This window comes from Herbiconiux gentiana, assembly GCF_024978135.1.
In the GTDB taxonomy this organism is placed as follows: domain Bacteria; phylum Actinomycetota; class Actinomycetes; order Actinomycetales; family Microbacteriaceae; genus Herbiconiux; species Herbiconiux gentiana.
In genome coordinates, this window is sequence record NZ_JANTEZ010000001.1 from 397775 (window position 1) to 411224 (window position 13450).

The following is a 13450-nucleotide window of genomic DNA, read 5'->3' on the forward strand; positions in this document are numbered from 1 at the left end:
CGGCCAGCCGAGCCGCCCAGGCCGCGACGGCCGCGCCGTGAACATCACCACCGAACGGAGAACACCATGTCCCTTCCCAGCGACCCCGATCAGAACGGCTTCGAGTTCGCGGGTGTGCCCGACTCGCCCGACCCCGCGGGCGCCATCCTCGAGGAGGGCATCCCCGACCAGGAGGGCAGTCTCGACCAGGAGGGCAGCCCCGACGAGGAGGGCGGCAGCGCCGACGACGGCGCCGACGAGCCCGACACACCCGACGACGCCGAGCCCGACGCCGCGGGTGCACCGGGCGACGCCCGGCCCGACTGGCCCGACTTCAGCTCCGAGATCCTCGAGCCCGACGAGTCCCAGCCCTTCGGAGCCAGGACACCGGACGACCTGCGCGACTGACCGCGTTCACGATCCGGAGGAGCGCCAGGGTGCGGCGCCTGCCGAGCAGCCCGTCGGTCACCGTGGGCAGCATGCGGAAGGTCAGCTGCGCCACGACCTCCCCGGCCGCGAAGTGCACCCCGGGAGCGTCCGGCGCGCCGACGGTCTTCACGGCCTGCGAGTGCACGAGCCGCAGCAGCAGGCGCCCCACGCGGGAGCCCCCCATGTCGCCGAGCGCCGTGTCGAGGGTGAAGCGGCCGGGGCGCGCGGTGCGGTTGGGCGGGAGGGGGCGGCCGAGCATCCGCTCGAAGTCGGCGCGGGGGAAGCCGAGCACCCGTGACGGTGCGAGGTAGGCCGCGGGCAGCCGGGCCGGGGCGGGGGCGACCGCCGAGGCTCGGACCGCCTCACCCGGCGGGGTGACCGGAAGCCGGTGCACCACGTCGCGGGACGACCGCGCGAGCCGCAGCTCGAACGGCCCCGGCGAGAGCTGCCAGGCGGAGGCCGCGGGGTTCCACCACGAGAAGGCCCGGCGATCGAGAGTCAGCGTCAGCACCTCGCTCGCCCCCGGCTCGAGGGCCGTCTTGGCGAAGCCGCGCAGCTCCTGCTCGGGCCGGAAGGTCTCGGTCGAGCCGTCGTGCAGGTAGAGCTGCACGACGTCGGAACCGGCGCGCTCCCCCGTGTTCGTCACGGTCAGCCGCACCGTCAGGTCATCGCCGAGCTGCTGCACCGTCGGCTCGCTCCACGCGAAGCTCGTGTACGAGAGGCCGTGGCCGAAGCAGAAGGCGACGCGCTCGCCCGCGGTGTCGAACCAGCGGTAGCCGAGGTAGACGCTCTCGCGGTACTCGGCCGTGGCGGGGCCGTTCGGCAGGTGGGCGAGCGGATGATCGCGGTACCGCTCGGGGAAGGTCTCCGCCAGGCGCCCGCCCGGTTCGGCGAGCCCGAGCAGCACGTCGGCGAGGGCGCTGCCGCCCGCCTGGCCCCCGAGGTACCCCTCGACAATCGCCGCGACCCGCTCCCGCCACGGCAGCTCGACCGGCGAGCCGTTCTGGAGCACCACGACCGTGCGCGGGTTCGCCGCACCGACCGTCTCGACCAGCCGGTCGTGATCGACGGGCAGCCGCAGGTGCTCGCGGTCGACGCCCTCGGTCTCGTACGTCTCGGGCAGCCCCACCACCACGACCGCGACGTCGGCCGCCGCCGCGAGCCGGGCGGCCTCGTCGAGCTGCTGCTCGCTCGCGCGGTTCGTCGCGGCGTCGTAGCCGGCCGCGAACCGCACGGAGTCCTGCAGCGCGTCCCGGAGCGAGTCGAGCAGCGTGTCGAGCCGGGTCGGCACCACGTGCGAGCTCCCCGCGCCCTGATAGCGCGGATCGGCGGCCATCGACCCGATCACGGCGACGGTCGCCCCCGCCGGGATCGGCAGCACCCCGTCGTTCTGCAGCAGCACCGTCCCCGCCGCCGACACCCGCCTGGCCAGCTCGTGGTGCGCGTCGAGGTCGGGCTCCGGCGCATCCACGGCGACACCCGCATGCTCGTCGACGAGCCGCAGCACGCGCTCCACCGCCGCGTCGAGCGCGGCCCGCCCCCGGGAGGCCCGCCGGGCCGCGGCGTCGAGCGCACCCCGCCCGCGCGAGGTGGGCCGGGCATCCGTCGCCCACCGGCGGGTCATCACGGCGTCGTCGCGCCGACCGAGCCCCGGCATGCTGAGGTCGGTGCCCGCGGGCACCGAGAGGGTGCGGTCCCACGACGCCCCCCAGTCCGACACGACGGCTCCCGTGAAGCCCCATTCCTCGCGCAGCACCCCTGTGAGCAGCCAGCGCGACTCGGTGCAGTGCCGGCCGTTCAGCCGGTTGTAGGCCGCCATCACGGTGGCCGGACGCGCCGAGCGCACGATGTGCTCGAACGGCGCCAGGTAGAGCTCGCGCAGCGCCCGGTCGTCGACGATCACGTCGATGCCGTAGCGCCGCTGCTCGGTGTCGTTCGCGGCGAAGTGCTTCAGCGACGCGCCGACCCCCGTGCTCTGCAGGCCCCGCACCCAGGCGGCTCCGAGCCGGGCGGAGAGCAGCGGGTCCTCGGCGAAGTACTCGAAGTTCCGCCCGCCCACCGGTGTGCGCTTGAGGTTCACGCCCGGCCCGAGCAGCACCCCGATGCCGTGGGCGGCGGCCTCCCGGCCGAGGGCCGCGCCCACCTCGCCCACGAGTGACTCGTCCCACGAGGCCCCGAGGGCGGCGGCCGTCGGGAAGCACGTCGCCGGATGCGAGTCGAACATCGACAGTCCCGAACCCTCGCGCGGGCGGCGCACGCCGTGCGGCCCGTCGCCCAGGCGGAGCAGGGGGATGCCGAGCCGCTCGACACCCACGGTCGTCCAGGCGTCGGCCCCGGCTGTCAGCGCGACCTTCTCCGCCGCGGTCAGGCGTTCCAGCCGGTCGTCCGCCTCGCCTGCCGTCGTCTCGTCGCGCGCGCCACTCACCCCGCCCACGCTAGTGCTCCGGATGCCCGTCCCCGCGCATCCGCCCCGCGACGCTTCTCTGCACCTGTCGCACGGCGCTCACGTTCTGCCAGACTGACGGCACCGACCACCGCTCCAGCCGAAGGACCCGACGTGACCGACTCCCTCGCCCCCCTCCTCGCCGCCGATCTGCCGACGGTGTCGATCGTGATCCCGGCGTACAACGAGGAGTCGGGCATCCGCCACTGTCTCGTCGCGGCGATCGAGCAGACGGTGCCGGCGCACGAGATCGTCGTGGTCGACAACCGCTCGACCGACGGAACACGCGCGGCGGTCGAGGCGATGAGCCAGGCGTTCCCCGAGGCGAACATCCGGCTGATCACGCAGGACGCCGAGCAGGGCATCACCCCCACCCGGAACGCCGGCTTCGACGCCGCGACCGGCACGGTGATCGGGCGGATCGACGCCGACACCGCCCTCGCGCCGAACTGGGTGGAGCAGGTGCAGCGCGCCTTCGCCACCGGCGACTTCGTGGCGGCGAGCGGCCCCGTCGAGTACTACGACATGCCGATGCGGCGCTTCGGTCTGCACGCCGACGACACCGTGCGGAAGCTGCAGGTGAAGCTCGCGGGCGACTACGTCTTCCTCTTCGGCACCAACATGGCCATCACGAAGGAGGCCTGGCTGGCGGTGCGGGGCGACGTCTGCGCCGACCGCGAGGACCTCATGCACGAGGACCTCGACCTCGCCGTGCACCTCGCCCTGAAGGGGCTGAAGATCGGCTACGTCTCGGCGATGACGGTGGGCATGTCGGCGCGGCGCCTCGACTCGTCGCCGCGCGACTACTTCTACTACGTCGAGCGTTTCAAGCGCACCTACGACGCCCACGGCATCCGCGACGTGCGTCTGCTGGCCCCCATGGCGGTCTTCCTGGGCATCTACCCGGCGCTGCACGCCGAGCGCGCGCTCCGCGGGCCCCGCACGGCGCAGCGCTGGGGAGGCGTCCCGAAGCAGCCCGCGGTCGCCCCCACCGACTGACGACGCGCCCGCGGGGTCGCGCAAAAACGCCCTCGAGCGCCAAGGACGCGGACTTTGCGCGACCCGGGTGGCGCCTAGGGGCCGAAGAGCGCCGCGAGGTCGCGCCAGGCGTCCGCCAGATGGGCGGAAAGGGGACTGAGCGGCGGGCCGTCGAGCCACGAGTCGAGCGCGCGGTCGAAGACGAGCACCGCGACCGACGCGAGCAGCCGGGCCTCGGCCGGCGTGACCTCCGTGCCGGGCCGCGAGCGGGCGACGAGCGCCTCCGCGATCGCGTCGGCGAGGTGCCCCGACTTCAGCAGCTCGCGCTCGCGCAGCTGGTCCTCGGCGCGGATGACCGCGCGACGCCGCAGGATCGGCTCCCGCCACTGGGCGAGCGGTGACGTCGCCCGTTCGAGACCCTGCTGCAGCGCCGCGAGCGGGGCCGTCTCCGCAGGCAGACCCTCCAGCGCCGCCGCAACCACCCGGGGGAACTCGCGATCGCGCAGGAAGAAGACGTCGCGCTTGTCGGCGAAGTGCCGGAAGAAGGTGCGGGTCGTCAGACCCGCCCGGTGCGTGATCTGCGGCACGGTGGTCGCCGCGTAGCCCTGCTCGGCCACGAGGTCGAGCGCCGCCGCCTCGAGGCGGAGCGCAGCATCCGGAGCCCATCGCGTCATGCGACCACCTTATGACATTCCGTGTCATGATGGCTATGGCACGACGTGTCATCGAGACCGTGACCACGGCCACCCACCACGACCGCACAGGAGAACCGGATGCCCGCCAGCACTCCCCCCAACACCGCCGCCTGGCTCGACGCCCCCTACGCCGACCTCACCGTCCGCGACGCGCCCGTCCCGACCGCCGGCGCGAGCCAGCTCCTGGTGCGGGTGCGCGCCGTCGCGATCAACCCGCTGGACGCCGTGATCCAGTCAAACGGCCGGATGATGTACCGCTGGCTCGACGAGCCCGCCGTGCTCGGCGAGGACGTCGCCGGCGAGGTCGTCGCGGTCGGCGACGCCGTCACCCGGTTCTCACCGGGCGACCGCGTGGTCGGCTACGCACTCGGAGCGGAGAAGGGCCGCGACCATGTCGGCGAGGGCGGCTTCCAGCAGCTCGTGCTGCTCGAAGAGGGCCTCACCGCCCCGGTGCCCGACGGATCGGCCTTCGAGGACGTGGTGGCGCTGCCGCTCGCGGTGTCGACGGCGGCCGTGGCCCTGTTCCAGGGCGATCAGCTCGGCCTCGCGCATCCGGCCCCGGGCGCCGCCCCGCGCGCCGAGACCGTCGTGGTCTGGGGTGGCGGCACGAGTGTCGGCCTGAACGCGGTGCAGCTCGCCGCGGCCGCCGGCTACCGCGTGGTCACGACGGCCTCCCCCGCGAACCACGCCCTGCTGCGAGAGCTCGGTGCCGCCGAGGCGGTCGACTACCGCGACTCCGACGCGGTGGCGAAGGTGGTCGCGGCGGTCGGCGGGCAGCCGGTTGCCGGGGTGCTCGCCATCGCCACCGGTTCGGCCGAACCGTGCGTGGCGATCGCCGCCGCCACGGGCGCGAATCGGGTCGCCCTCGCCAGCCCGTCGGTGTCGTTCTTCGACCAGCCCCGCCGCGGCGGTTTCTCCGCCCGCCGGGTCGCGATGATCGCCGGGCTGGTGCGGGGCAACCTCGCGCTGCAGCTGCGCTGCCTCCCGCGCGGCATCCGCGCCCGGTTCGTCTGGGGCAGCACTCTCGCCTCGAACGAGGTGGGCCGGATGCTCTGGGCCGACCACCTCCCGACCGCCCTCGCCGAGGGCCGCCACCGGGTGCTGCCGCGGGCGGAGGTCGTGGGGAGCGGGCTGCCGAGCATCCAGCCCGCCGTCGACCGGATGCGCACCGGCGTCTCGGCGACGAAGCTCGTGGTGACGCTGCCCTGAATTAGGGCCCGCGGGGCGGGAGCTAGTCGTCGCGCACGACGTCGAGCGCGTGCTGCAGATCGGCCGGGTAGTGGCTCTCGAACGAGACGTACTCGCGGGTGCGCGGATGCACGAAGCCGAGCCGCATGGCGTGCAGCCACTGCCGCCCGAGCCCGAGCCGCGCCGAGAGCACGGGATCGGCCCCGTACATCGAGTCGCCGACGCAGGGGTGCCGCTGCGCGGCCATGTGCACCCGGATCTGGTGGGTGCGCCCCGTCTCGAGGTGGATCTCGAGCAGCGTCGCCGCACGGAAGGCCTCGAGCGTGTCGTAGTGCGTGATCGAATGCTTGCCGTCGGCGGTGACCGCGAACTTCCAGTCGGAGCGGGGATGCCGCCCGATGGGGGCGTCGATGGTGCCGGCGAACGGGTCGGGGTGGCCCTGCACGAGGGCGTGGTAGATCTTGTCGACCTCGCGGTCGTGGAAGAGCCGCTTGAGCCAGGTGTAGGCCTCCTCGCTCTTCGCGACGACCATCAGCCCGCTGGTGCCCGCGTCGAGGCGGTGCACGATGCCCGCGCGCTCGGCGGCGCCGCTCGTGGCGATGCGGTAGCCGGCCCCGGCGAGGGCGCCGAGCACCGTCGGCCCGTCCCAGCCGACCGAGGGGTGCGCGGCCACGCCGACGGGCTTGTCGACCACGATGATGTCGTCGTCGTCGTACACGACGTCCAGCTCCGGCACGATGACCGGCACGATCCGCGGCTCCTCCTTCGGCGCCCACTCGATGGAGAGCCAGGTGTCGCGGCGCAGCCGGTCGCTCCGGCCGACCGGCCGGCCGTCGACGCTCACGCCGCCGGCGTCGACGACGTCGGCGGCGAAGGTGCGGGAGAAGCCGAGCAGCTTGGCGATGCCCGCGTCGACGCGCGTGCCGTCGAGCCCGTCGGGCACGGGGAGGGTGCGCGACTCCATGGTCAGCGGCTCTCGGGGCCGGTGACGGGCGACGCGTCGGCGTCAATGACGGCGTCGCTCTCGGGCTTGGCGCCGCGGCTGCCGTCGAGCCCCACACCGCGGAGGGTGAGGATGAGGAACAGCACCATGGCGCCGGTGATGCAGACGTCGGCGACGTTGAAGATCGCCGGCAGCAGCGGGATGGTGAGGAAGTCGATGACGTGCCCCACACCGAAGCCGGGCTCCCGGAAGAGCCGGTCGATCAGGTTGCCGATGGTGCCGCCGAGCAGCAGCCCGAACACCCAGGCCCAGGCGAACGAGCGGATGCGCCGGGCGAACCAGATGATCACCACGGTCACGGCGGCCGCCAGGATCGAGAAGATCCAGGTGTACGCGTTGCCGATCGAGAAGGCGGCGCCCGAGTTCTTCACGAAACGGAACTGGATGAGGTCGCCCACGACGGGGACGACCTCACCCAGTTCGAGGTTCGAAACCACGAGGAACTTCGTGAACTGATCGATGGCGACCGCCGCGACTGCGACGATCGCCAGGACGATCAGTACCCGAGGGCGAGCCTTCTGGGTCTGACTAGGCTCCAAAGCCGCTGAAGCTGGAAGACGGGGTCTTCTCGTTGTCGACGCTCGAGGAGGTCAGATCGCGGAGCTGGTCCTCGATGTAGCCCTTCAGGCCGGCGCGGTAGTCCTTCTCGAAGGTGCGCAGCTCGTCGATGCGGTGCTCGATGCCGGCCTTCTCCTGGTTGAGACGGGCCAGCTCGTTGCGCTGCTTGGTCTCGGCCTCGGCGACGATGCGCGCGGCGGTGGCGTGACCCTCGGCGATGAGGGCGTCGCGCTTGTCGGCACCCTCCTTGACGTGCTCGTCGTGCAGACGGCGCGCCAGCTGGAGCAGGTTCGTCGTGGAGACCGACTCGTCCTCGACCTCGGCGGCCGGGGCCGGCGCGGGGGTGGCGGCGGGAGCCGCAGCGACGGGCGCGGGCACCTCGGCGACGGGGGCCGGAGCCGGCGTCTCGTCGGCAGCGGCCGGGACCGCCGAGACGGGAGCGGAGCCGCTCTCGAGCTGGGCCTTCAGCTCCTCGTTCTCCTGCGTCAGGCGACGGAGCTCGACCACGACCTCGTCGAGGAAGTCGTCGACCTCGTCCTGGTCGTATCCTTCACGGAACTTGGTCTGAGAAAATCTCTTGTTAACAACATCTTCCGGAGTTAACGCCATGGTCTTCCACCTTTATTGCTTTGACAGACAGTGATAACGCGTTGCTAACCGTAGCAACATTCCTGACGAACGTCCCATGAACGGGTCGATCGGGGCAGTGCGAGTGCTTTCAGACTACATGCGCCCCCGGTCGGGGCACATGGTCTGGTCTCAGGATTGCTCTGGGCTCAGGATGCGCGCAGGAAGCCCGCGACCGAGAGGCCGATGATGACGATGAGCATGACGATGCTCCAGCCGAAGTCGAGGGCCACGGGGCCCACGCGCAGCGGCGGGATGATGCGCCGGAAGAACTTGATGGGGGGATCGGTGACCGTGTAGGCCGCCTCCGCCGCCACCAGGAGCGCTCCGGTCGGTCGCCAGTCGCGACGGACCGTCCGCACGAGGTCGAGGATGAATCGACCCCACATCAGGAAGAAGTACAGCAGCAGCGCGAAATAGACGACGGTCGCGATGATCGCTACGAGTGAACCCACTCAGCAATTATGACTGGACGAAGAAGGACGACTCCGCGCGAGCCTCGCCACCGGCGTCTCCGGAGACCGAGACGTGCGACGGGGAGAGCAGGAAGACCTTGCTCGTGACGCGCTCGATCTTGCCGTAGAGGCCCTGCGAGAGGCCGCCGGCGAAGTCGATCAGGCGGCGCGCATCGGCATCCGTCATCTGCGACAGGTTCATGATGACCGGGATGCCCTCGCGGAAGTTCTCGGCGATGACCTGGGCATCCTTGTACTGCTTGGGGTGCACGGTGAGGATTTCGTTCATTTCAGCAGGAGCCACATTCTTCGTCGGAGAGGTGTGCGAGGTCTTGCGGAGGGGGGTCACCGGAGCGCGGGTGGCCTGGGGTGCCGGAGCCTGGCTGGGAGCTGCCTGAGCATGCGGCACGGGCGCGACGGGCGCCTGTCGCTGCGGCTCGGCGGCGGGAGTCTCGTAGTCGAGCTCCTCGTCGGCGAGTCCCAGGTAGACCATGGTCTTGCGAAGCGGGTTGGCCATCGGAACCTCCGGTTGGGTGCGTGTTCTTCCTCCCCCGAGATTAATCGCGGGGAGGCCGGATTCCCGTGATTGCCGTGCCGATGCGCAGGTGTGTCGCGCCCTCGGCGATCGCCTCGGCGAAGTCGTTCGACATGCCCGCCGACATCCACCTCGCCTCGGGCACCACCGTGCGCACGCGGTCGCCGATGCTGCGCAGCCGGGCGAAGGCCGGTCGCGGCTCCTCGTCGAGCGGAGCGACGGCCATCACGCCGAGAAGCCGCAGGCCGGATGCGCGGGCCACCCGTTCGGCGAGAGACTCCGCCTCCTCGGGCCGGGCTCCCCCGCGCTCCGGGTCGTCGGTGAGGTTGATCTGCAGGAAGACGTCGAGGGGACGCTCACCGTCGGCGAGCCGGTCGACGAGCTCGGTGCGGTCGACCGAGTGGATCACCGACGCGTACTCGCGCGCCTGGCGGGCCTTCTTCGTCTGCAGCTGACCCACGAAGTGCCAGTCCAGGTCGAGGTCGGCGAGCTCGGTCGCCTTCTCGCGCGCCTCCTGGTGGCGGTTCTCGCCGAAGTCCCGGATGCCGAGACCGTGCAGCTCGCGCACGAGCGCGGCCGGGTGGTACTTCGTGACGACGACGAGCGTCAGCTCGTCGCGCGAACGACCGACGGAGCGGGCCGCGTCCGAGATCTCGGACCCGACCCGCTCGACACGCTCGGCGAGGGGTGCTCCGGTCACTTCAGGAAGTCGGGGACGTCCAGGTCGGCGTCGTCGTCCTCGGAGGCCGGGTCGAGCGCGACGGCGCCGGTGAGACCGAGGTCGGCCGACGGGGTCGACCAGTGCTGAGCCGGCGCGGGGGCGGCGGCGGGCGACTCCTCGACGGGCTCGGCCCGCTGGTCGCGACGCAGTCCGCCGGTCGAGGCGGCGGCACCGGCACCCGTGCGCCCGAACGGGTCGACCTCTTCGGCGGCGCCGACGAAACTGCCGCGGCGCGACTCGACCGCCGGGGTGTTGGCGTTGGGCTCCCCGCCGTCGAACCCGGCGGCGATCACGGTGACCCGCACCTCGTCGCCCAGGGTGTCGTCGATGACCGCACCGAAGATGATGTTGGCCTCGGGGTGCACCGCGTCCTGCACGAGCTTGGCCGCGTCGTTGATCTCGAAGATGCCGAGGTTCGAGCCACCCTGGATCGACAGCAGCACACCGTGCGCGCCGTCGATGGACGCCTCGAGCAGCGGCGACGCCACGGCGAGTTCGGCGGCCTTGATGGCGCGGTCGGCTCCCCTCGACGAACCGATGCCCATGAGCGCGGAGCCCGCGCCCTGCATGACCGACTTCACGTCGGCGAAGTCGAGGTTGATCAGGCCGGGGGTGGTGATCAGGTCGGTGATGCCCTGCACACCGGCGAGCAGCACCTGGTCGGCCGTCGAGAAGGCCTCGAGCATGCTGATGCCGCGGTCGCTGATCTCGAGCAGGCGGTCGTTCGGTACGACGATGAGGGTGTCGACCTCGTTCTTCAGCGTGGCGACGCCGTCTTCGGCCTGGGCCGCGCGGCGCTTGCCCTCGAAGCCGAACGGCTTCGTGACGACACCGATGGTGAGCGCGCCGATCGACTTCGCGATGCGGGCCACGACGGGCGCGCCACCGGTGCCGGTGCCGCCGCCCTCACCGGCGGTGACGAAGACCATGTCGGCGCCCGCCAGGGCCTCCTCGATCTCCTCCGCGTGGTCCTCCGCCGCGCGGCGGCCGACCTCGGGGTCGGCGCCGGCGCCGAGGCCGCGGGTGATCTCGCGGCCGACGTCGAGCTTGACGTCGGCGTCGCTCATCAGGAGCGCCTGCGCATCCGTGTTGATGGCGATGAACTCGACTCCTCGGAGCCCGAGCTCGATCATGCGGTTGACGGCGTTCACGCCGCCACCGCCGATGCCGACGACCTTGATCACGGCGAGGTAGTTCTGGTTTGAAGTCACGTCCGGCCTCCGCTGGAACCTTAAAGTTCGACTTGAAAGTTAAAGTTATTCCGAGTATGTATTTCCAACGACGACGCTACGGGAGGATGCCGCCGACGGCCGCGAATCCCGCCGCGTGTCGCGATCGGAGCTCAGCGGATGACGGGACTCTGCGGGCTCGACACGTCGTACTCGACCGGCAGCGACGGGTCTTGGGTCGCGATGAGCTTCTGCAGGATCTGCGCCTTCAGCTCGGACTCCTCGGCGTCGCCCCAGACCACGCGCTGGCCGGCGCCCGAGAACACCATCGTGACGCTGTCGGGCGTGGTGCCGCTGATCCGGTCGACCTGGGCGAGCAGGGAGTCGGGCAGGGACATCAGCACGGCGGCCGCGGCCTGGAAGCCCGGGCTGCCGACCTCGGTGCCGGTGAGGTCGAGCACCGGGAAGCCCGGGATCCGCTCCCCCGACTGCTGCACCACCACGCCGGCGGCGTCGATCAGGTCGAAGCCGGCCGCGGTCTGCAGCAGGGCGACCGGGCGACGTTCGACGACGCGCACGGCGAGCGTGTCGGGCGGGCGCGCCTCGACCGAATACGACTCGATGTAAGGGAAGGCGGCGAGGTCGCGCTCGATCGCCCCGTAGTCGACGAGGGCGAGCGGCTTGCCGAGCTGGTCGTCGAGGGCGGTGCCGACCGCCGCGGGGTCGAGGCGGGTGGTGCCCTCGACGGCGAGCTGGCGCACAGCCAGCAGCGGCGAGTAGGCGGTGAGCAGCACCACGAGCACGAGCCCGGCGAGCGTGCCGCCCACGATCAGCAGGGTGATGCGGCGGCGACGCGAGCGCTGTGTGAAGCGCCTCGCCTCCTGGCGCTCGAAGCGGCGCCGGGCGGCGGTGGCCTTGCGCAGCTGCCGTGCGGCGTCCGGCCCGGACGGGCGCTTCGACGCCGCGGGCCGAGCAGTGCCGCCTCGCGTTCCGGGCGCGACGGGCGCCGTGGGCACCTTCACGCTGCGGGTGCGCCCGAGCGAACCGGTGAGGTCCAGCGGCTGGGTGAGGTCCAACGGCTGGGTCTGGTCGATCGCCTGGGTCGGTGCGGTCGCCTGGGTCGGTGCGGTCGCCGCGGTCGGCCGCGGCGCGCGCGCCGCCCGCTTGGGCCGCTCCGCCGAGGGCTCGGCGGCGGGTGGCGGCGGTGGTGGGGGCGGGGTGATGCCCGGGGGCCGCTTCACTCTCCGGCGACGCCCGCGACCGAGCGGGACTCCAGCTGCTCGAGCAGCTGGGGCACGATGAGGTTCACGTCGCCGCAGCCCAGGGTCACCACGAAGTCGCCCGGCCGGGCGACCTCCGCGAGGTGCTCGGCGGCCCGCTGCCAGTCGTCGACGTAGGCGACCTTCGAGGCGTCGTCGAAGCGCGACGAGACCAGCTCGCCGGTGACCCCCGGGATCGGGTCCTCACGGGCGCCGCAGACCTCGAGCACGATCGTGTAGTCGGCGGTGCGCTCGAGCGTCTCGGCGAACTCCCCCGCCATCAGCTTCGTGCGGCTGTACAGGTGCGGCTGGTGCACGGCGATGATGCGCCCCTCGCCCACGACGGTGCGCGCCGCGGTGAGCGCGGCGTCGACCTCGGTGGGGTGGTGCGCGTAGTCGTCGTAGACGCTCACGCCGCCGACCGTGCCGTGCAGCTCGAACCGCCGGCCGGTGCCGCCGAACGCGCCCACCGCGGCGACGGCCGCATCCGGAGCGAAGCCCAGCCCGACCAGCACGGCCACGGCACCGGCGGCGTTGATGGCGTTGTGGTGACCCGGCACCCGCAGGGCCGCGGGGTAGCTGACGCCCTCGTAGTCGAGCGTGAAGCGCACCGGGCCGTCGGTCTCGATCGAGTGCACCCGCACGTCGGCGTCGGCGGCCTCGCCGAAGCTCACCACCCGCTGGTGCGCGAGCCGGCTCTTCACCCGCAGCGCGCCGGCGTCGTCGGAGGAGATCACGACGAGCTCGGACGCGGCGTCGGCGAAGGTGACGAAGGCGTCCTCCACCGCCTCGACCGACCCGTAGTGGTCGAGGTGGTCGGGGTCGACGTTCGTGATGAGCGCCACGGCCGTGTCGTAGAGCAGGAACGATCCGTCGCTCTCGTCGGCCTCGACGACGAACAGCTCGCCGCCGCCGAAGGCCGAGCTGGTGCCGAGCTCGGAGATGACCCCGCCGTTGACGAAGCTGGGGTCGGCGTCGAGCCCGATGAGGCCCGTGACGATCATGCCGGTCGAGGTGGTCTTGCCGTGGGCGCCCGCGACGGCGACGAGGCGCTTGCGGTTGGTCAGCCAGGCGAGGGCCTGCGAGCGGTGCAGCACGGTCAGCCCGCGCTCCTGCGCGAGCACGTACTCGGGATTGTCGGGCCAGAGGGCGCTCGTGACCACCAGCGTGTCGGCGTCGCCGACGTTCGCGGCGTCGTGGCCGACCGCCACGGGGATGCCGAGCGCGCGCAGCTTGGCCGCGGTCTTGGAGTCGCTGCGGTCCGAGCCGGTGACGGTCAGGCCCGCGGCCTGGAACAGCCGGGCGATGCCGCTCATGCCCGCGCCGCCGATGCCCACGAAGTGCACGGCGCCGAGCGTCTCGGGGATGGTGAGGCTGAGGTCGGGCTTGATCACGGGTTCATGCCCTTTCT

At 72.2% G+C, this 13450-nt stretch carries 14 protein-coding genes; 3 read left to right on the forward strand and 11 right to left on the reverse strand.

The features are described from left to right. The first annotated feature begins 66 nt into the window (after positions 1-66). On the forward strand, positions 67-387 hold the full coding sequence (locus NVV95_RS01850; RefSeq protein ID WP_259484834.1) for a hypothetical protein: 321 nt from the start codon (positions 67-69) through the stop codon (positions 385-387). Here the strand turns inward: NVV95_RS01850 and NVV95_RS01855 are convergent. Then, a complete protein-coding gene (locus NVV95_RS01855) occupies positions 314-2833 on the reverse strand; it encodes a glycoside hydrolase family 3 C-terminal domain-containing protein (RefSeq protein WP_259484835.1) in 2520 nt (839 codons plus the stop codon). The two genes, NVV95_RS01850 and NVV95_RS01855, sit on opposite strands and share 74 nt — an antisense overlap. Before the next feature lie 132 nt (positions 2834-2965). On the opposite strand from NVV95_RS01855, the gene NVV95_RS01860 reads away from it, so the two are divergent. Further along, the gene (locus NVV95_RS01860; protein ID WP_259484836.1) at positions 2966-3850 is read left to right on the forward strand and encodes a glycosyltransferase family 2 protein; all 885 of its coding nucleotides are present in this window, start codon (positions 2966-2968) and stop codon (positions 3848-3850) included. A 74-nt stretch (positions 3851-3924) separates the two neighbouring features. Here the strand turns inward: NVV95_RS01860 and NVV95_RS01865 are convergent, their stop codons facing one another. Further along, positions 3925-4503: a TetR/AcrR family transcriptional regulator gene (locus tag NVV95_RS01865; RefSeq protein ID WP_259484837.1), complete on the reverse strand. Its 579-nt coding sequence runs from the start codon at positions 4501-4503 to the stop codon at positions 3925-3927. Positions 4504-4602: 99 nt separating this feature from the next. Here NVV95_RS01865 and NVV95_RS01870 point away from each other — a divergent pair, with 99 nt between their 5' ends. Continuing rightward, complete coding sequence (locus NVV95_RS01870; RefSeq protein WP_259484838.1) at positions 4603-5733, forward strand: zinc-binding alcohol dehydrogenase family protein; 1131 nt, start codon at positions 4603-4605, stop codon at positions 5731-5733. Between the two features lie 22 nt (positions 5734-5755). On the opposite strand, the gene NVV95_RS01875 is transcribed toward NVV95_RS01870, so the two are convergent. From NVV95_RS01875 to murC, 9 genes are all read right to left on the reverse strand, one after another. Beyond that, on the reverse strand, positions 5756-6676 hold the full coding sequence (locus NVV95_RS01875) for an RluA family pseudouridine synthase (protein WP_259484839.1): 921 nt from the start codon (positions 6674-6676) through the stop codon (positions 5756-5758). A 2-nt stretch (positions 6677-6678) separates the two neighbouring features. Beyond that, positions 6679-7254, reverse strand: a complete 576-nt coding sequence (gene lspA / locus NVV95_RS01880) for a signal peptidase II (protein WP_259484840.1) — start codon at positions 7252-7254, stop codon at positions 6679-6681. Beyond that, positions 7244-7882 carry a DivIVA domain-containing protein gene (locus NVV95_RS01885; RefSeq protein WP_259484841.1) on the reverse strand — a complete coding sequence of 213 codons (639 nt, stop codon included), beginning with the start codon at positions 7880-7882 and terminating at the stop codon, positions 7244-7246. Before NVV95_RS01885 ends, lspA begins: the two co-directional genes overlap by 11 nt. Before the next feature lie 167 nt (positions 7883-8049). Next, positions 8050-8355, reverse strand: coding sequence for a YggT family protein (locus tag NVV95_RS01890; protein WP_259484842.1), 306 nt, complete (start codon positions 8353-8355; stop codon positions 8050-8052). A gap of 7 nt (positions 8356-8362) precedes the next feature. Then, on the reverse strand, positions 8363-8872 hold the full coding sequence (locus tag NVV95_RS01895) for a cell division protein SepF (RefSeq protein ID WP_259484843.1): 510 nt from the start codon (positions 8870-8872) through the stop codon (positions 8363-8365). Positions 8873-8912: 40 nt separating this feature from the next. Then, on the reverse strand, positions 8913-9590 hold the full coding sequence (locus NVV95_RS01900; RefSeq protein WP_259484844.1) for a YggS family pyridoxal phosphate-dependent enzyme: 678 nt from the start codon (positions 9588-9590) through the stop codon (positions 8913-8915). Beyond that, entirely contained in the window at positions 9587-10822 is a 1236-nt protein-coding gene (gene ftsZ / locus NVV95_RS01905; RefSeq protein ID WP_259484845.1) for a cell division protein FtsZ, read from the reverse strand. Before ftsZ ends, NVV95_RS01900 begins: the two co-directional genes overlap by 4 nt. Before the next feature lie 131 nt (positions 10823-10953). Then, on the reverse strand, positions 10954-12021 hold the full coding sequence (locus NVV95_RS01910; RefSeq protein WP_259484846.1) for a cell division protein FtsQ/DivIB: 1068 nt from the start codon (positions 12019-12021) through the stop codon (positions 10954-10956). Then, entirely contained in the window at positions 12018-13433 is a 1416-nt protein-coding gene (murC, locus tag NVV95_RS01915) for a UDP-N-acetylmuramate--L-alanine ligase (RefSeq protein WP_259484847.1), read from the reverse strand. The genes NVV95_RS01910 and murC overlap by 4 nt, the downstream gene beginning before the upstream one ends. Positions 13434-13450: the final 17 nt, after the last annotated feature.